The organism is Streptomyces sp. XM83C (assembly GCF_023072675.1).
In the GTDB taxonomy this organism is placed as follows: Bacteria; Actinomycetota; Actinomycetes; order Streptomycetales; family Streptomycetaceae; genus Streptomyces; species Streptomyces thermocoprophilus.
The window spans coordinates 1-17,776 of record NZ_JALLGL010000030.1 but is presented as its reverse complement, the minus strand read 5'-3'; the positions used below and the strand labels follow the sequence as shown (position 1 = coordinate 17,776).

General features: G+C 71.0%; 10 protein-coding genes, 1 pseudogene and 1 CRISPR repeat array. Of the genes and pseudogenes, 8 read left to right on the top strand and 3 right to left on the bottom strand.

The window, feature by feature from the left end; all coding sequences use genetic code 11:
- Nucleotides 1–37: 37 nt before the first annotated feature.
- Nucleotides 38–2,242: an outer membrane protein assembly factor BamB family protein gene (locus MTQ10_RS06115; protein ID WP_247463046.1), complete on the bottom strand. Its 2,205-nt coding sequence runs from the start codon at nucleotides 2,240–2,242 to the stop codon at nucleotides 38–40.
- 9 nt (nucleotides 2,243–2,251) lie between these two features.
- Nucleotides 2,252–2,833 carry a TIR domain-containing protein gene (locus MTQ10_RS06110; RefSeq protein WP_247463044.1) on the bottom strand — a complete coding sequence of 194 codons (582 nt, stop codon included), beginning with the start codon at nucleotides 2,831–2,833 and terminating at the stop codon, nucleotides 2,252–2,254.
- Nucleotides 2,834–3,003: 170 nt separating this feature from the next.
- Between MTQ10_RS06110 and MTQ10_RS06105 the strand changes: the two genes are divergently transcribed.
- The 8 genes and pseudogenes from MTQ10_RS06105 to cas1e form a co-directional block, all read left to right on the top strand.
- A complete protein-coding gene (locus MTQ10_RS06105) occupies nucleotides 3,004–4,215 on the top strand; it encodes a helix-turn-helix domain-containing protein (protein ID WP_247463042.1) in 1,212 nt (403 codons plus the stop codon).
- A 577-nt stretch (nucleotides 4,216–4,792) separates the two neighbouring features.
- Nucleotides 4,793–7,566: a CRISPR direct-repeat array (repeat unit 28 nt; unit sequence GAGCAACCCCCGCAGGCGCGGGGACGAC).
- A gap of 131 nt (nucleotides 7,567–7,697) precedes the next feature.
- Nucleotides 7,698–10,667, top strand: a complete 2,970-nt coding sequence (cas3, locus tag MTQ10_RS06100; protein ID WP_247463039.1) for a CRISPR-associated helicase Cas3' — start codon at nucleotides 7,698–7,700, stop codon at nucleotides 10,665–10,667.
- 314 nt (nucleotides 10,668–10,981) lie between these two features.
- Nucleotides 10,982–12,673 carry a type I-E CRISPR-associated protein Cse1/CasA gene (casA, locus tag MTQ10_RS06095; RefSeq protein WP_247463038.1) on the top strand — a complete coding sequence of 564 codons (1,692 nt, stop codon included), beginning with the start codon at nucleotides 10,982–10,984 and terminating at the stop codon, nucleotides 12,671–12,673.
- On the top strand, nucleotides 12,670–13,878 hold the full coding sequence (casB, locus tag MTQ10_RS06090) for a type I-E CRISPR-associated protein Cse2/CasB (protein WP_282611846.1): 1,209 nt from the start codon (nucleotides 12,670–12,672) through the stop codon (nucleotides 13,876–13,878). The genes casA and casB overlap by 4 nt, the downstream gene beginning before the upstream one ends.
- A gap of 147 nt (nucleotides 13,879–14,025) precedes the next feature.
- Nucleotides 14,026–15,219: a type I-E CRISPR-associated protein Cas7/Cse4/CasC gene (gene cas7e / locus MTQ10_RS06085; protein ID WP_247463033.1), complete on the top strand. Its 1,194-nt coding sequence runs from the start codon at nucleotides 14,026–14,028 to the stop codon at nucleotides 15,217–15,219.
- Complete coding sequence (gene cas5e, locus MTQ10_RS06080; protein ID WP_247463031.1) at nucleotides 15,219–16,013, top strand: type I-E CRISPR-associated protein Cas5/CasD; 795 nt, start codon at nucleotides 15,219–15,221, stop codon at nucleotides 16,011–16,013. Before cas7e ends, cas5e begins: the two co-directional genes overlap by 1 nt.
- Before the next feature lie 4 nt (nucleotides 16,014–16,017).
- Nucleotides 16,018–16,815 (top strand): type I-E CRISPR-associated protein Cas6/Cse3/CasE, encoded by a 798-nt coding sequence (gene cas6e / locus MTQ10_RS06075; protein ID WP_247463028.1) that lies wholly within the window; start codon nucleotides 16,018–16,020, stop codon nucleotides 16,813–16,815.
- Nucleotides 16,808–17,530, top strand: a pseudogene (gene cas1e / locus MTQ10_RS06070) (type I-E CRISPR-associated endonuclease Cas1e); the annotation flags it as partial. The gene cas6e and the pseudogene cas1e, both read left to right, overlap by 8 nt.
- Before the next feature lie 55 nt (nucleotides 17,531–17,585).
- Here the strand turns inward: cas1e and MTQ10_RS06065 are convergent.
- Nucleotides 17,586–17,776 (bottom strand): transposase (locus MTQ10_RS06065; protein ID WP_247463026.1); only part of this gene is annotated, 191 nt, incomplete at its 5' end.

Here is a 17,776-nt window from a genome sequence, read left to right as displayed (position 1 = left end):
CCGCCGCGGTCGGTGCTGTGCGTTCGGCGGCTTCCGCTCACCGTGCGTGGGCGTCGATCGCGGTCAGCGTCAGATGGGAGGCGATGAACACGCGGTCGCCACCCACCGCCCATACGAAACCGGTGTCCGGCTGCGCCGGGTCGTGGTACTTCCACCGCGCTCTGCCGGTGGCCGCGTCGATGGCCCACAGGGTCTTGGCGCGGTCGGTCACGAAGACGGTGTCGGCGGAACACTGCGCGTCCCTGCCCCCGAGCGCGACGGAGGCACCGAACAGGTTCGAGGTGCCCATGTCGCTGGGCCCGTCCAGACGGGCGATCCACCGGACCGTGCCGTCGGCCGTGGACAGAGCAGCCAGGTCGCTGCCCACCGGCACGAAGACGTTCGTGCCGTCGGGGCCGGTGAACGGCGTGCCGATCCTGACCTCGTCCCCGCTGTTGGCGGCGAAGCTCTGCTTCCACTTCTCGCGGCCCGTGGCCGCGTCGACGGCGAGCAGCGTCTCGCCCCTGCCGCCGCAGATGAAGAACGTTCCAGCGGCGTAGCACGTCAACGGCCAGCCCGTGTTGAAGTAGTACGCGGACTTCGGCGCCGACAGCTTCCATCCGCGGGCGCCCTTGCGACCGGCGTTGATCATCTGTACGAGGGCCGGCTTGCCTGGGACTGCCGACGTGGCCAGCAGACTCGTACCGGAGGGCGGCACGAGCACGTTGTTGATGTCCGTGCCCTCGGTCCGCCACAGCGTCTTGCCGGTCGCGGCGTCGAACGCGCGGATGAAGCCGGTGGTCGGGCCGTCGACGGAGGACACGCCCGACCCGGTCAACCTCCCGCACACGTAGACCGTGTCTCCCGCGACTGCCACAAAGGTGCTGCCGAAGTACGCCTCACGGCCGTCGCCGGTGGTACCGAAGCCGGAGACATGGGCCACCCACTTCGACTTCCCGCGGGCGGCGTCGAACGCGGCCAGAAGGCCCATTTCCTTCGGTGTGTCGTACAACAGGTAGAACACGCCGTCGGCGTACGCAGCCGGGTGGCGCAGGCTGCCTGCGCCCATGGTGGCGCTGGCGCTGAGCGAGGGCCCGACGGACTTGCCGGTCGAGGCGTCGAGGAACGTCGTGGCGGTGCCGGTGACCACCATGACCCTCGTGTCGGAGGCCTCCACGCAGGTGGGGGCGTGCTCACCCGTGCCCGACCACGCCTTGACGGCGTCGGGCCCGTCCAGGACGACCGGCTCCGGCTCGCCGCTCGGGGACGGCGCGGACGCCGGACGGGACGGAGACGCGGGCCGCGCCGGCGAGCCCGACCCGCCCGCCGCGCCCTTGGACGCCGGTGACGAGTCGCCGGAGGACCGGGCGACCGCCGCCGTGACCCCGCCGAGCAGCACCGCGCCCCCGGCGGCCAGCCCGAGGACCAGCTTCCGCCGGCTCAGGCCTGGCGTCACGGGAGGCTCCGCCGGCGGCACGGGTCCCGGCCCGCCTCCACCCGCGGGCGCCGAGCCCAGCGCGGCGGCCTCGGCGGCCATGTCGGCGGTCACCGCGGGCGGCAGCCAACTGCCCTGCGGGCCCGGCAGGTTCTGCCGCCTCAGATAGTCGACGAGCTGCTCAGCCGTCGGCCGGTCGGCCGGCTCCGGGTACAGACAGCCCTCGATCACCTCGTACAGCGACAGGGGCAGCGCACCGGCGTCCAGCTCGTCACCGGACGCGGCGAACAGCACGGCCGTTCCGAGGCCGACCATGTCGTCCGCCGGCAGGAGCGCGGGCCGGGCGGTGGCGCCGGGGATCCCCAGGGCGGCGATACGGGGCCCGTCCATGGTCAGCAGCACCGAGTCCGGGCCGACGTCACCGTGGACCGCGCCCGCCGCGTGCAGCACGGCCAGTGCCCGCGCGAGACCGTCGGCGAGCACCCGCAGCGCCGGCTCGGACAGCGGACCGTGCCGGTCCACCGCCTGCCGCAGTGACAGCCCCGCCGCGAACGCGGTTGCCAGCCAGGGCACCTCCGCGTCAACGTCGGCGTCCACGACCGGCACGAGGAAGGCACCGGACCGTGTCCGCGCCGCCTCGACCGCGGTACGCAAACGATCACGGAACCCGGCATCAGCGGCGAGTTCGGGCCGTACGACCGTCACCGTGACGAGCGACCCGGCCTCCGAACGGGCCGTGAACACCTCGCCCCCACCGACCGTGCCCTGCCGGACGACCAGCGTGTACGGCCCGACCCGGCGAGCCCCCTCAGATCCGGGAAGTGTCATCGTCCCCCCTCACGCGTGCCTGATCGTCTGGTCACGGCCCGCCTGGTAGACACTGCCGCCACCGGACACATGGGCGGTCATCGTCACCGACGGCACCGCACCGGCGTCGGGCCCCGCACCGGCGTCCGGCCCCGCACCGGCCCCGGAGCCGCCCCCGTCGGGAGCCCCGATCCCGGGCAGCAGTGCGGCCACCGCATCGCACAACGTGCGTAGTCCGTCGTCGAGATGGGTCTCCGGCACGCGTAAGAACTGCAGACCCGCGAGCCTCTTGATCTCGTCCGGCAGCGCCGAAGCGTCCGGCAGCATCGTCCCGTCACCCAACAGCACCGGCACGACACGGTTGCCGGACCGCAGAGCCGTCGCGATCTCGACGCGGACCCAGTCGTGCGGCCGGTCCAGCAGCCGAACACCGTCCTCGCCGCGCGCGTCCAGCCACTCCGGACCGATCAGGACACACATCAGCTCGCACGCGGCGGCCTGCCGGCGCAGGATCTCGGCGAAGTCCGCCCCGGGCGGTATCGACCGGCCCGACTTGAAGACCTGGTCGACGCCCAGGCGTTCGGACAGCGCGCGGTGGACGCGGTCCCGCATCCACCGGGAATCCTGTTTACGAAAACTGAGGAAGACGCGCGGCACAAGTGCCCCCTCTCCGGCAAGCCTTGACGACGTGAAGCGTGCTCACCTTAGGGACGGCAGTACATATCCGATAGCTATTCACAAGGGTTTGAATACGGGGCGTGCGGATCCGTACGCTGTCTGGTATGGACCCGGACAACAGGGAGCCGGAGACGGACCCCGCGGAGGGACCCGACGGCACCCGCCTGCCCCCGGGCGACTTCGGCGTCGTCCTGGCCACGCTGCGGGCACGCCGCGGATGGAGCGTGCGGGAGCTGGCCCGGCGCGCCCATGTGTCGGACGGTCAGATCTGCAATCTGGAGAAGGGGCTGCGCAACCCCACACCAGCGATGGCGACAGCGTTCGACGCGGCCTTCGGAACCGGCGGGCAGCTCGCCGAACTGGCCGCGGCCGGCCGCCGCGCCGCCGACCGGATCGAGGAAATCGTCGACGCAGGCCCGGTGGTCGCCGGGTACGAGCGGATCCTGGACGAACTGAAGGGCATCGGCCGAACCCGCGGACCCCGGTTCGTCATCGCGTCCATGAAGCCCGTCACGCGCCTGCTGACGGACGCCGCAGAGCACGCAGCGGGCGAGCAGCGCGCCCAGATCTGGCTGCTCGTCTCGCGCTACGCCGAGTACCTGGGGTGGATGGCACAGGAGGCGGGCGACCCCGCCGAAGCGGCACGCTGGACGAGCCTCGCCGTCAGCTGGGGCGCGGAGGGCGGGGACGAGACGGTGGCCGCGTACGCCATGGTCCGCCGGGCGGTCATCGCCCAGCACCGCGGCGACCTCCGAGGCGTGATCGACTACGCCGAGCGCGCCGCCCGGCACCCGGCGGCCACCCCGGCGATCCGCGCGCACGCCGCGCGCCGCGCCGCCCAGGGACACGCCCGCCTCGGTGACGCGGACGCCTGCCGCGAGGCACTGGACCGGTTCGCCGACCACACCGCCCAGGCGGCGGCCCGCAGGGGCCCGAACGGCGGCGCCCCCCAGTGGGGTCCGCGCATCGAGAACGCCAACCCCCGGCTCATCGAGGCGTCCTGCCTGCTCGGCCTGGGACGCTTCGGCCCCGCCGCCGACCTCTTCACCGCCGAACTCCACCACAGGCAGGCCGTACCGGCCGACAGCAACTCCCAGGCACGCTTCGCGGTCCGACACGCGACCGCCCTGGCCGCGGTGGGCCGCCTCGACGAGGCCTGCCAGATCGTCGAGGCGACGCTGCCCGTGATCCGAAGCATCGACTCGGCCACCGTACGCACGGAACTGAGCGGTTTCGTGCACCAGGCCCGAACCCGCCGACCGGGCACGGGACACCGGGCCCTGATCGACGCATCGACCGCCGCGGCGACCGGCTGACCGCCGAACGGGACACACCGGCCACACCGAACGCAAAGACGCACCAGACGCGCCGGACGTACCGGATGTACCGGACGCTCCAAGAGCGCCAGGCGAATCGAATGAACCGAACGCACTGGACACCCCGACGCACCGGGCTCGATCGTGGCGCCGGAGAATCCTGAGCATGGCGGCACCCTCTCCCGCCTCCCACCGGAACTCCCCGGCGGCCCGCAAATGCCTCCGCCCCCTCGTCCTCACCGCAAGGGCCGGTCACGGCCCTGTTCGGTGACCCCGGATGGCGGCTGGGCGTGATCGACCTCCCCTCGCCCCGCTGAGTCAGGGCGCCGGGCTGACAGCCAGTGCGATCTGGCTGTGGCACGACATCGGCCACGCGCGGTCCGACGTCATCCAGCGAACCGTTCGCGCCGAAGAGTTCCGGAACGACGCCCAGTTCACCGCCGTCGCCGAGGACCAGGTGACCGAGATGAGGACACGCTTCACCGACCTGACTTGCCTCGCCGCCGACCGGCTGTCCCGACCGGCACGCCCCGGACACCTGTGGGACAGCTTCGACGCCGACGAAAGCGCCATCGGGGAGCAACTTCCGCGGGCGCGGGGACGATTACTACCGGCCTCCCGCCCCCTTCCCGGCGGATGGAGCAACCCCCGCAGGCGCGGGGACGACGGCCCGGAAGTCATCGCCTGCGTGGCGGACGAGGAGCAACCCCCGCAGGCGCGGGGACGACCGGCCCTTGACCTCGGCGGTCGCGCGTGCCGTGGAGCAACCCCCGCAGGCGCGGGGACGACTTGCCGGAGGCCTCGGCGCCGGCCACGCCCTCCGAGCAACCCCCGCAGGCGCGGGGACGACGCCCTGCGGACGTCCTCGGCGCTGTCCTTGACCGAGCAACCCCCGCAGGCGCGGGGACGACGACGCGCCGCAGGGCGTCCGCGGACACCTTGGCGAGCAACCCCCGCAGGCGCGGGGACGACCCGGCGATGGTGATGTCGACGGTGCCGTCACCGGAGCAACCCCCGCAGGCGCGGGGACGACGCGTTGAAGACGATCTGTGCCAGCGTCCACAGCGAGCAACCCCCGCAGGCGCGGGGACGACGTACCGGGAGCGGTCAACAGCCCACGAATGGCGGAGCAACCCCCGCAGGCGCGGGGACGACGAAGAGAAATGAGCTGATAAATGGCTGGTGACGGAGCAACCCCCGCAGGCGCGGGGACGACTCATCCGGACCTTGTTGTCTTCGCCACGCCAGAGAGCAACCCCCGCAGGCGCGGGGACGACCAGCTCCTTCGCCTTCCTTGCGAGCGGCTCGAGGAGCAACCCCCGCAGGCGCGGGGACGACCCGAGCTGCTCCAGCGTGCGCCGGATCTCGTCGGAGCAACCCCCGCAGGCGCGGGGACGACTACGCGAAACTGAACTGCGTCACCCGGCGGCCCGAGCAACCCCCGCAGGCGCGGGGACGACGACCGGGCGACGGGCTGCCCGGTCGGGTCGAGGGAGCAACCCCCGCAGGCGCGGGGACGACCCATCGGGCCGCTGCTGTTGGCGTTGACGCGAAGAGCAACCCCCGCAGGCGCGGGGACGACGGGAAACCGAACGCCTCGCGGATGATCTCCCGGGAGCAACCCCCGCAGGCGCGGGGACGACGCGGTAGTGGCGGAGGGCCTGGTCCCAGAGCTCGAGCAACCCCCGCAGGCGCGGGGACGACGCCTGAGTGAACTTGGCCTCGGGCTCGTACGCCGAGCAACCCCCGCAGGCGCGGGGACGACCCCTCGGCCAGACCGTCGGCGACGCCAGCCGCCGAGCAACCCCCGCAGGCGCGGGGACGACGGCAGACCGTCATCACCCACGAATTGCGAGGTGGAGCAACCCCCGCAGGCGCGGGGACGACTCGAGCTCCTCCTCGGTCATGTTCTCGGCGCCCGAGCAACCCCCGCAGGCGCGGGGACGACCTGTTCCAGGACTCGATCATCAGCCTGGAGCAGGAGCAACCCCCGCAGGCGCGGGGACGACTTCCTCTTTCGTGAGGCCCATCTGGGCGCGGCGGAGCAACCCCCGCAGGCGCGGGGACGACTGGGGAGAAGCCCGCCGGGCGAGGTCGCAAGGCGAGCAACCCCCGCAGGCGCGGGGACGACCCCTGTCCGGCCACTGGTGGGTTTCCCCCCAGAGAGCAACCCCCGCAGGCGCGGGGACGACCCCGCCCCCCAGACCTCCCGGGACAGGCGCGCGGAGCAACCCCCGCAGGCGCGGGGACGACGCGGGCTTGATGATCCGCTGCCAGTAGACGCGCGAGCAACCCCCGCAGGCGCGGGGACGACCCGGCCTGTTCGTGCAGCAGCGGGGCGAGCTTGGAGCAACCCCCGCAGGCGCGGGGACGACTCGTTCAGCGGCCGGGAGTTCCGGTCCATCAGGGAGCAACCCCCGCAGGCGCGGGGACGACCCTGGAGGGATGACCCCCTTGTGCCTTCCTAAGGAGCAACCCCCGCAGGCGCGGGGACGACATCACCCGTAAGGCAATCGACGCCGCATGGGCAGAGCAACCCCCGCAGGCGCGGGGACGACTTGCGCCAGGAGAGGACGGGCACCCCGGAGGAGGAGCAACCCCCGCAGGCGCGGGGACGACTGCTGTGCGCACCTGCTGGATGTCCGCCTGCAGGAGCAACCCCCGCAGGCGCGGGGACGACTGCTGTGCGCACCTGCTGGATGTCCGCCTGCAGGAGCAACCCCCGCAGGCGCGGGGACGACCCCGCTGCGGGTCCCGGGCCGCTCGTACAGCGAGAGCAACCCCCGCAGGCGCGGGGACGACACCGTCACCACCGACAGCAAGGGGCGAATCGCCGAGCAACCCCCGCAGGCGCGGGGACGACCTGGACACGATGTAGCGGATGGCTGCCGCCACGGAGCAACCCCCGCAGGCGCGGGGACGACGTTGCGCTTCGCCTCGACGCCGGGGCGCTGGAGGAGCAACCCCCGCAGGCGCGGGGACGACCCGGAGGTGTCGGAGCCTCCGGTCACCAGGCTCGAGCAACCCCCGCAGGCGCGGGGACGACCCGACGTTCGGCACGGGGCACCCCCTCATTCAGGAGCAACCCCCGCAGGCGCGGGGACGACATGCGGCCGGTCGTCGGGCGGCCGCCGTCGATGGAGCAACCCCCGCAGGCGCGGGGACGACACCGCGGGCACCACCCAGCATCTGAAGATCCAGGAGCAACCCCCGCAGGCGCGGGGACGACTCACGGCCGTTGACGTTTGGGCTGTGAAGGGGGGAGCAACCCCCGCAGGCGCGGGGACGACCCGGCCAGCTGTGGCACGAGTCGGTGACCACCGGAGCAACCCCCGCAGGCGCGGGGACGACACTTCCTGACCTGGGGTGATGCTGGTGGAGGGGGCGGTTTTCCTTCACCAGCGTTCTGATCCCGTGTCTTGGTCCAGGGCCGTTGTCAGTGGCAGAGCCTATCGTGCCAGGGCACATGTGCAGGAGGTGTGATGGTGGACCGTGGCGGTTCCGTCGTGCAGTTGATGAAGGCGATGGGGTTGTCGCCGGAGACTGTGGAGCGGGTCTCGCAGTTGTGGGGGAAGTCGGCGGCCAGGAACGGCGGGCGGAGGCATCTGCTGCTGGGGCATCTGCTGGACACGGCGGCGGTGGCGGAGCTGATGTGGGATCAGTTCCTGTCGCCCGCGTTTCGGCAGAGGCTGGACGAGATCAGCGGTGGTCGGGGTCGGCTGTGGTTCATGTGGGTGTGCGGCATCCACGACTGCGGTAAGGCGTGTCCGGCGTTCCAGGCCGTGGACTCTGTCGAGGCCGCCCCGGTTCTGGCGGCGGGACTGAACTGGGGGCGGCTGCCGACCGACCGGCGGAAGATGTGGCGGCACGACGTCGCCGGTGCGGCCTTGCTGAAGCCGCGACTGGTGGCCGAATGGGGGAGCGAGGAGTCTGCTGCGTGGGTGTGGCCGCTCGTGGCCGGGCATCACGGTGTGTTTCCGCCCGTTCAGGGCATTGAACCGCGGCACCGGGAGGTGCAGGGCCGGGGGCCTGCTTGGGCCGAGGCACAGCGTGCGGTGGTGGACGTGTTCACGCGAGCTGTGGGATTCGCGGACTTGGCCGACGTACGCCCGGTGGGTGCGCTGAAGAAGGCGGAGCAGCTCGCGCTGTCGGGCCTGATCGTGATGGCGGACTGGATCGCGAGCGGCGGCCGTGTGGGACGCGGGCTCGCGGATGCCGGACTGGTATCGCTCGACGAGGCTCGGCGCTCCATGGCGGAGTGGTGGGCGGGGCTGCGGTTGCGCGGTGGCTGGCGGGGGCTTCCGCTGCCGCGGACCCGACTGGCGCCGCTGACGGACCGGCTGGCGGTGATTCCCCGTCCGTCGCAGCGGGAGCTGGTGGAGCGGGCGTGGTCGATTCCGGTGCCGGGGCTCCTGATCGCCGAGGCCCCGATGGGGGAGGGCAAGACGAAGGCTGCGCTCGCGGCCGCCGAGGTCCTGGCGGCGCGGTTCGGTCTCGACGGCGTGTTCGTGGCGATGCCGACCCAGGCGACGAGCGACCCGATGTACGAGCAGGTGCTGCGGTGGGTGCGCTCGTTCGACCCGCAGCTCGAGTCCCAGGTGGCCCTCCTGCACGGACGTCGGCGGTTCCAGGCCTCGTGGCGGGCGATCTGGGAGGGGAAGCCGCTTCCGGACGGTGACGGCGAGGGCAGTGACGGTGCTGAACCCAATTGTGCGCGGGGAGATGCCGAACTTGGGACCGCGAGCGGGTTCGACGATTTCGGTGCCATCGAGGAGGATGCCGACTTCGGTATGGTCCCGGCCGAGAGGCCGGCGGAGGGCCTCTCGTCTTTCGACGCGGACGGTCCTGCCCACTGGTTTCTCGACACCAAGAGAGGGCTCCTCACCGCGTTCGCCGTCGGCACCGTCGATCATCTGCTTCACGCGGCGACCCGTACCCGGCATGTGATGCTCCGGTTCGCCGGGCTGGCTCAGAAGGTCGTGATCGTCGACGAGGTGCATGCCGCGGACGTCTACATGCGGCAGTTCCTCGTGGAGGCACTGCGCTGGCTGGGCCAGGCGAGGGTCCCGGTGGTGCTGCTTTCGGCGACGTTGCCGCCCGCTCAGCGTCAGCTGTTCGTGAACGCCTACCTGTCCGGCGTTCTGGGGAGGGCGGATGTGCACGAACCGGTACCGCAGTCTGCCGGGTACCCGTGCGTCACGCTCGCCTACGGTGCGAACGGCCGGGCGATCGCGGAGACGTCGCGCGAGGCAGTGCACTCCTGGCGGGAGCCGATCCCGGTGGAACTCGCCTGGCTGCCCGACACCGAGGTCTCCGGTGCGCGGGTGGCGGAGGCCGTACGGGACGCAGTGGCCGACGGCGGAGTGGCCCTGGTCGTCGTCAACCAGGTCGCCCGTGCACAAGCGGTGTACGAAGAGCTGCGTGCGGCGGGCTTCGACGGCCAACTGCATCTGCTGCATGCGCGACTGTGCGCCGCCCACCGCGCCGACCGGACAGCGGAGTGCCTGCGCCTGATGGGACCGCAGGCCGGCGCGGAACGGCCGGAGCGCATGGTGGTGATCGCCACCCAGCTCGCCGAGCAGTCCTTCGACGTGGATGCCGACGTGCTGATCACAGACCTCGCCCCCACGGACCTGCTCCTTCAGCGCATCGGGCGGCTGCACCGGCACAGCGGCACACGCCGCCCCGAGGCACACCGTGCGCCGAGGGTTCTGATCACCGGTGTGGTGGCGGAACAGGACGGTGTCCCGCGATTCCTCGGCGCTTCGGAGTCGATCTACGGCAGGTGGTCCCTGCTGCGGGCGGCAGCCTTGGTCGCGGAGAGCGCGGGTCCCCTTACGGCCGCCGGGGCTTCGCACGGCGCGCGTTCACGGCCCGGGAAGGGGTGGAGCATCCCCGCCGACGTACCGGGTCTGGTGTCCCGGGCCTACAGCGACGACGAGATCTGCCCGTCCGGCTGGCGCGAGGCCGAAGCCTTGGAAGAGTGGCGGGCGAAAGAACTGGAGCGGGAGAAGAAGGCGGAAGAGTTCCTTCTCTGCCGTCAGCGGGAGTGGGCCGCTCCCACACTCGAAGGACTCCACTATGCGGGCAGCCGAGCGGCCACCCAGGAACAGCTCGATGCCGTTGTCCGGGACGGCGACCCCACCATCGAGGCGGTGATCGTCCACCGGGTTCCGGGCGGCTACCGGGCGTACGACGGCACCTGGCTGGGTGTGCACGGCGAAGTGGACGACGACGAGGCGACCGACCGGCTGATGGGCGGTACCGTCCGCCTCCCGGCACGGCTCACGTCCCCGGCTGTGGAGGCGCTGCGCCCCCTTCCGGGATGGGCGGATCGTCCATGGCTCAAGTACCGGCCGGCGCTGGTGCTGGAGGACGACGGAACCACGCTGTTGGGGGCGCACCGGGTCTCGTACGACGACGTACTCGGCCTCGTCGTCGCACCTGCGTGAGTCGGGAGAGTGCGAAGCGTTCCCGCGGGGCCGCCGACCCCGCGGATGCGGGGACCACATGAAGCAGTGAAGCGGAACACCCCCGGCACAGCGGGGAGGCGAGAGCGCTCCGCACTCGCACGCGAAGCTTACTGAATCGTTGGCCACGGCTCGGGGTGCACGATTCCGTATCACCAAGAAGGATGAATCGGCTTGTAAGCATTGAAGGTTGAGTGGAAGGATGGTGAACGGCGAGACGGTGGTGTCAGGGGGTGCACCGTCTTGCCCGCCCTGTGCCCAGAGCGCGGGCTTGCTTCAGGGAGGGGGAAGCTGCCATGGATGTCCAAGGAGACCTGGTCCACGACCCGTTGCTCACCGGGGTCGATGTGGACGGCCACACTCGCCAGGACGGTCTGCTGAGCGCATTGTCCGAAGCACACAGGATCAGGCGCCTGGAACTGCCGGTGCACACGATGCTGCCGGTGGTGCTCCGCCAGTTATTGCTGCCCATCGTGTTCGACGCCCTCGGGGTTCCGCGAAGCCGGCAGGAGTGGGGGGAGCGGTTCCGGCGCGGGAGGTTCTCAGAGGAGGAGCTGACGCGCCTCGGGGAGTACCTGGGACCGGGCCGCTACGGCAACCGGTTCCGGCTCTTCGACGACGAGTGCCCCTTCGCGCAGGTCGCGGGGCTGAAGGCGCTGAACGGGGAGACCAAGTCCGTCGCGCAGTTGGTGCCGTCGCTGGCTTCGGGCAACAACGTGCCCTTGTTCAGTGCGTTGTGCGAGGCGGACGAGTTGCTGCTCGCCCCCGCCGACGCCCTGCTGTGGCTGTTGCATGTGCACTGCTGGGACACCGCGTCGATCAAGACGGGCGCCGAGGGCGACCCGCAGGCGAAGAACGGAAAGACCACCGGTAACCCCACCGGGCCTCTCGGCCAGCTCGGTGTCGTCGTTCCCACCGGAGCGACACTGTACGACACGCTGCTGCTGAACACACCGGTACTGCCCGACGGTCTGGAAGCCGGTGACCGCCCGCAGTGGGCCTGGGACGAGCGACCCGCGAGCCTCGGCTGCAAGTCACCTGCCGCCCCCGCCTGGTCGGAGCGTCCGGCGACCGGGCTGCTGGACCTGCTGACCTTCCAGGCGCGCAGGGTGCGTCTCTTCACCCGCGAGACCGAGCAGGGAGTGCGGGTGCACCGGGTGATCGTGTCCGCCGGTGACCGGCTGGCGTGGACTCCCTCGTACGAGCCGCACACCGCGTGGCAGTACACGACCAAGCCGAAGAAGAATCAGCCGCACCAGCGGTCCCGTCGGCACACCTCCGGCCGGGCGGCCTGGCAAGGGCTGAACACCCTCCTCGCCTTGAACCTCCCCGAGCAGGGCGAGGGACCCTACACGTCGTTGCTGTTCCGGCAGATCGGGGACCTCCGGGCCGACCACGTGCTCTCCCAGCAGTACCCTCTGGGCGCGGAGACTTCCGGCCTCGAGTACGGCACGCAGTCGGCAGTCGTGGAGAACGCCATCGGCGACGACCTGCCCCTGCCCGTCAACGCCCTGCTCGCCCAGGACAAGTGGCTGCGTCAGGTGCTGCTGGAGTGCGTCGACCAGGCGGACAAGGTGGCACGTGCGCTCGACGCGCTCAACGACGATCTTCGGCGCGCCGCTGGCGGTGATCCGCTGCCCAGGGACAAGGGCAGCAGGCCGTCCGCCCGCTTCCTGCACTCCCTCGATCAGACCGTGCGGCGCTTCCTCATCGGGTTGCGCACCGTCGGTGACGACGACGATGATCTCCTGGAGCGCGCTCGGCTGGCCTGGGAGCAGTCCGTGCAGATCGCCGCGGACCGGGAGGCCGATCAGTTGCTCGCAGCAGCCCCACCGCGTGCCGTCGTGGGACGCACAGTCAAGAAGGGCGACAAGGAGTTCGTTTACCGCAGCGGCAAAGCCATCGGCGTCTTCCGGGCGAAGCTGACCCAGATCCTGGAACGGGCCGTTGACGAACGGCGTGCGATGACGCAGGAGGCCGCGGCATGACGTCGCTCCACAGTACTTCCCGTACACGCCCGTCGACGGGGCGGCGGGCACGGCGGTTCTTCTGGGAGGAGGCTGCCCAGGACTGCCAGTCGAAACAGGCCGAAGGACGACGACCGGAATTCTCCGAATACGTCGTACGCAACCTCAGGGCCGCGCGTGAAGGGGTGGGCCGAGAAGCCGGCACCGTCGCCTCCATGCGTACCATCCACCGCATGTCCCTCCCGGACGGGGGCTGGGACCGGCTTCCCGGCCCCTACATCGCCGAGCACCACGTACTCACGCTGTTCGGTCTCCACCAGCATGGCGCGTCCGAACCGGTCCACCGGCCCGGCGTCGGACTCGGCAACGCGTGCCTGAGATTGCGGCGCAGCGAAGCACTGACACAAAGTGCGCTGGAACGGCGGCTGTTCGCGGCAGCCGGCGCTCAGGACATGCATGAACTGGCGCAACACCTTCAGCGGCTGGTACCGCTGTTGCGGAGCGCGGGCATCGGCCTCGACTACACACGCCTGTTCTATGAGCTGGCCCAGTGGGACGGCCCGGACAGGAACCGCACGCTGCGTTCCTGGGGCCTGCAGTACACCGACCCGGGAGCCCTCGTTCCCCGCACCGACGAGACCGACACGGACGCGCGGGGTGAAGAGCCTGGCAGTGGGCCCGCCCTGTACTGGACGACGTTCGATCCCGGCAGCAGCAGCGCCGGCGCGGAACTGGCCGCGCTGAGGTCGGGTACCGGACGTGAGGCGGGGACGGTGGCCGCCATGTGGACGTTCTACCGCACCCGCATGGAGTCCGCGTGGCGCGACAGGGGAGCTCTCACACGGGACCTGGCGGCCGAACATGCGGCGCTCACCCTCTTCGCCCGTCACCAGCAGACGCATGCCCGCCGTATGCACGTGCCGGGCACCAGCCCAGGCACCGCCGCCGGTCTGCTTGCCAAGAAGGCGGCCACCGGCAGCGAGCGCAAGAACGCCACCACGGCGCTCGAGCGGCGCTTCGGAGCCCTGCTCACCTCCACCGACTCCGACGAACTCGTCATGCATCTGCGGTCCCTCGTCCCCCTGCTGCACCAGGCCGCCGTCGGACTCGACTACGACCTGCTGCACGAAGCTTTGCGTGCTTGGGACGACCCGCGCCGCCCGGATGCCGCCGTGTACTTCCGGCAGACCTGGGACCGCGATTTCCACGCCACGGCCACGTCCTGACACCTCTCCCGGCGGAGCCGGTCACCCGGCTGCCCTGGTGCGGAGGGTTCCCGGCACGTTCGGGACTCTGCGCGCCCTCACCACTTCGATCCTCACCCCCTTGGGTGCCGCCCCGGGCGGTGCCTCATGCCGTCAAGGAGCCGTTCCATGAACCAGCCGAACCTGTTCGTCGAGGCCCACATCCTGCAGAGCCTGCCGCCGTCCAACGTCAACCGCGATGACTCCGGCACCCCGAAGCAGGCTGTTTTCGGCGGTGCCCGCCGTGCCCGCGTCTCCTCGCAGGCGTGGAAACGCGCGACCCGCATCGAGTACGCCCGGCAGGTGCCCGAGACCGACCGGGCCACTCGCACCAAGCGCATCGCCGCCCTGCTCGCACAGCGCCTCGCGAGCCCGGCCCACAAGGGCGGCGCCGGTCTCGCGGAGCAGCAGGCAGACCGCCTGGCCGCCGCGCTGCTGGAGCCTCTCGGCATCACCAAGTCCTCGAAGAAGGAGGAAGAGTCGGCGTACTTGCTGTTCTTCGGCAAGAAGCAGCTCGACGCCCTGGTGGAGCTGCTGGACGGTCGTGCAGCAGAACTCGCCGCTCTGCCCGACGAAGAGCTGAAGGGCGAGGTGAAGAAGCTCGCAGTCGTCCCGACGCTGTCCACCGGCCACCCTGCGGAAGTCGCCCTCTTCGGCCGCATGGTCGCAGACCTGCCCGCACTGAACGTCGACGCCTCCGTACAGGTCGCGCATGCCCTGTCCACCCACGCCGTGCGCACCGAGTTCGACTACTACACCGCGGTCGACGACGAGAACACCGAAGACCACGGCGCCGGAATGATCGGCACTGTCGAGTTCAACTCCTCCACTCTGTACCGGTACGCCGTACTGGGCGTGCACCAGCTCCGCGCAAACCTCTCCGACACCGCAGAGACCCGTCAGACGGCGGTCCGCTTCATCGACGCGTTCGCCCGTTCGATGCCCACCGGGCACCAGAACTCCTTCGCCCACCGCACTCTGCCCCACCTGGTACTGCTGACCCTCCGCACCGACCAGCCGGTGAACCTGGTCTCCGCGTACGAGGAGCCCGTCACCGGTGTCACCGGCCTGGCCGCGGAATCCGTGGCGCGGCTCGCCGACGAGCTCAGGACGGTGGGCGAGACGTGGGGCAACAAGCCGCTGCGGACGCTGGCCACCTATTCCGCCGAAAGTGACAAGATCACCGAGGTGTTCGGCCCCTCCCTGCCCTTCCCCGTGCTCCTCGACTCCTTGGACACCCTGGTCGGCGAATGGCTCGACCGCGGGGAACTGGCCCCGGCCGACGCCGCGCAGACCGGTGACGGCGCGGAGACCGATGCCTGATGGCCGGCACCGAGAACGCGATCCTGCTGCTGCGGCTGGCCGGGCCCCTGCAGTCCTGGGGCGGCCCGTCCCGCTACAACCGGCGTGAAACCCGCCCCCAGCCCACCAAGTCCGGAGTCCTGGGTCTCCTGGCAGCCGCCGAGGGCCGCGACCGTGAGGCAACCATCGCCGACCTGGTCGGGCTGCAGCTCGGTGTCAGGTCCGACCAGCCCGGCACCCTCCTGCGGGACTACCACACGTTCAGCGACTACCGAGGGCTCCCCCTGCTGTCGGCCAAGACCAACGCCAAGGGGCAGCAGACCCGGACCACACCGGCCAAGTACACCGGGGTCACCCAGCGTTTCTACCTCCAGGACGCCGTCTTCGTCGTAGCCCTCCGCGGTCCCAAGGCCTTTGTCGAGAGCCTGGAGGAGGCCGTCCGGCATCCCGTCCACCCACTCTCTCTCGGCCGCCGGTCCTGCCCGCCCACCGGCCCCGTCAGCCTCGGCCTGCGGCCCGACACAGGACTGGAGGACGCACTCCGGGAAGTGCCCTGGCAGGCGGGCAGCCACCGCCGTCGCCAGGTCACGGACTCCACCGTGTCCCTGGAAGCCACCGTGGAGGACCCGGACGGCGATCATCTCGCCGTCGACGTCCCCGACACCTACAACCTCAAGACCGGAACCACCTTCGGTCGCCGTGCCGTACGACACCTCTGGGTCACCGTCCCCACCGGCCGCACCCAGCCGACCCACCAGGACGCCGGCGCCGTCGGGCAGTCCGGCCACGATCCGTTCGCCCTCCTGGGCTGGTGACCACATGCCCTATCTGTCGAAGATCGCCCTCAACCCGCGCCGACGGGCCGCCGTTTCCCTCCTCTCCAGCCCCCATCGCATGCACGCCGCCATCCTGGCCGGGCTGGCCGTCCAGCCCGTCGCCGAACGTGTCCTGTGGCGACTGGAGAACAACAGTCCCCATCGAGCCGAAATCCTCGTACTCACCGACAGCCACCCATCCTGGGCACACCTCGTCGACGAGGCCGGGTGGCCCGGAGCCGACGGGGGCGCCCCGCTCATCGCCGACTACACGCCCCTGCTCAAGCGCATCGCCCGCGGACGGGAGTTCGGCTTCCGCCTCACCGCCAACCCCGTCCAGAACATCTCCCGACCAGCCCGGCCGAGCGAGCAGCAGACCGCGCGCCTCAAGCAGGACGCCGACACCAGCAGCCGCTCCCGAGGCTTCCGGGTCGCCCACCGCACCGTGGCCCAGCAACTGGAGTGGCTTCTCAACCGGTGCGAACGCCACGGCTTCGTCATCCCCGACGCCGCCGCCACACCGCCCGGCCCCGGTCTTCGAGAAGACGGGGCAGGCGACCAGGCACCTGCCGCCGGGCCGGCGGTCACCGTCGTCGACCGGGACATCCTGCGCTTCAACAAGCGAAAGGACGGCCCTCGCGTCACCCTGTCCACCGCCACGTTCGAAGGGCGCCTGCGCGTCACCGACCCCGATGCCCTGCGTGCCGCTCTCCTCGGCGGCATCGGACCCGCCAAAGGCTACGGACAGGGCCTCCTCACCCTGGCTCCGATTCGCACCGCAGAGGAAGCCACCCATGGCTGAACCGTGGTGGCGGACCGGGCCACAGGACGTCCACCGCCTGGAGGACCGCATCTGCAGCCTCTACGCCGAACGCTGCCACATCGACCGCGACGACAACGCCATCGTCCTCGTCAACAAGGCACGTACCGTCCACGTCCCGGCCGCTTGGCTCGCCGTCCTCCTCGTCGGCCCCGGCAGCCGCATCACCCACCCCGCCGTCACCCTGCTCGCCGACTCCGGCACCGCCGTGTGCTGGGTCGGCGAGCAGGGCGTACGCCTCTACGCCACCGGGACAAGCACCGCCCGCGGGTCCCGACTCCAGCTCCGCCAGGCATGGCTCGTCACGCGGCCCAAGGAACGCGTCGCTGTCGCCCGCCGCATGTACGAGATGCGTTTCCCGGGCGAAGACACCACGGGCCTGACCCTCCAGCAACTCCGCGGCAGAGAAGGCACCCGCATCCGCCGCCTCTACGCCAAACACTCAGCGCGCACCGGCGTGCCCTGGAGCAAGCGCGACTACAAGCCCGGCGATGCCTTCGCCGCCGGCGACGACGTCAACCGCCTCCTGTCCGCGGCCAACTCCGCCCTCTACGGCATCAGCCACGCCGCGATCACAGGCCTGGGCGCCAGTCCCGCGCTCGGTTTCGTCCACACCGGCAACTCACTCTCGTTCGTACTCGACATCGCCGATCTCTACAAGGCCGAGTACACCATTCCGCTGGCCTTCGACCTCGCGGGTCACGTCCGCTGAAGTGGTGTATCGACGGCCACTCGGTGATCTCGGTCTGAGGCTATGCGGTGAGTTCGGTGGGCAGGGCGGGGTCGTCGGTTTCTGACTCGATCGGGTGGAGTCGGGCCTTGGTGAGGAGTTCGCGGCCCATGTAGCGGCGGGCTTCGGTCCATTCGTCGTTCTGCTCGGCCAGGACCGCCCCGACGAGCCGGATGACGGCGGTGCGGTCGGGGAAGATACCGACCACGTCGG

Bases quoted from the DNA above. Each gene is read 5' to 3' on its own strand.
- MTQ10_RS06115 (WP_247463046.1), bottom strand. From the start codon at position 2,242: ATGACACTTCCCGGATCTGAGGGGGCTCGCCGGGTCGGGCCGTACACG.
- MTQ10_RS06110 (WP_247463044.1), bottom strand. From the start codon at position 2,833: ATGCGGGACCGCGTCCACCGCGCGCTGTCCGAACGCCTGGGCGTCGAC.
- MTQ10_RS06105 (WP_247463042.1), top strand. From the start codon at position 3,004: ATGGACCCGGACAACAGGGAGCCGGAGACGGACCCCGCGGAGGGACCC.
- cas3 (WP_247463039.1), top strand. From the start codon at position 7,698: ATGGTGGACCGTGGCGGTTCCGTCGTGCAGTTGATGAAGGCGATGGGG.
- casA (WP_247463038.1), top strand. From the start codon at position 10,982: ATGGATGTCCAAGGAGACCTGGTCCACGACCCGTTGCTCACCGGGGTC.
- casB (WP_282611846.1), top strand. From the start codon at position 12,670: ATGACGTCGCTCCACAGTACTTCCCGTACACGCCCGTCGACGGGGCGG.
- cas7e (WP_247463033.1), top strand. From the start codon at position 14,026: ATGAACCAGCCGAACCTGTTCGTCGAGGCCCACATCCTGCAGAGCCTG.
- cas5e (WP_247463031.1), top strand. From the start codon at position 15,219: ATGGCCGGCACCGAGAACGCGATCCTGCTGCTGCGGCTGGCCGGGCCC.
- cas6e (WP_247463028.1), top strand. From the start codon at position 16,018: ATGCCCTATCTGTCGAAGATCGCCCTCAACCCGCGCCGACGGGCCGCC.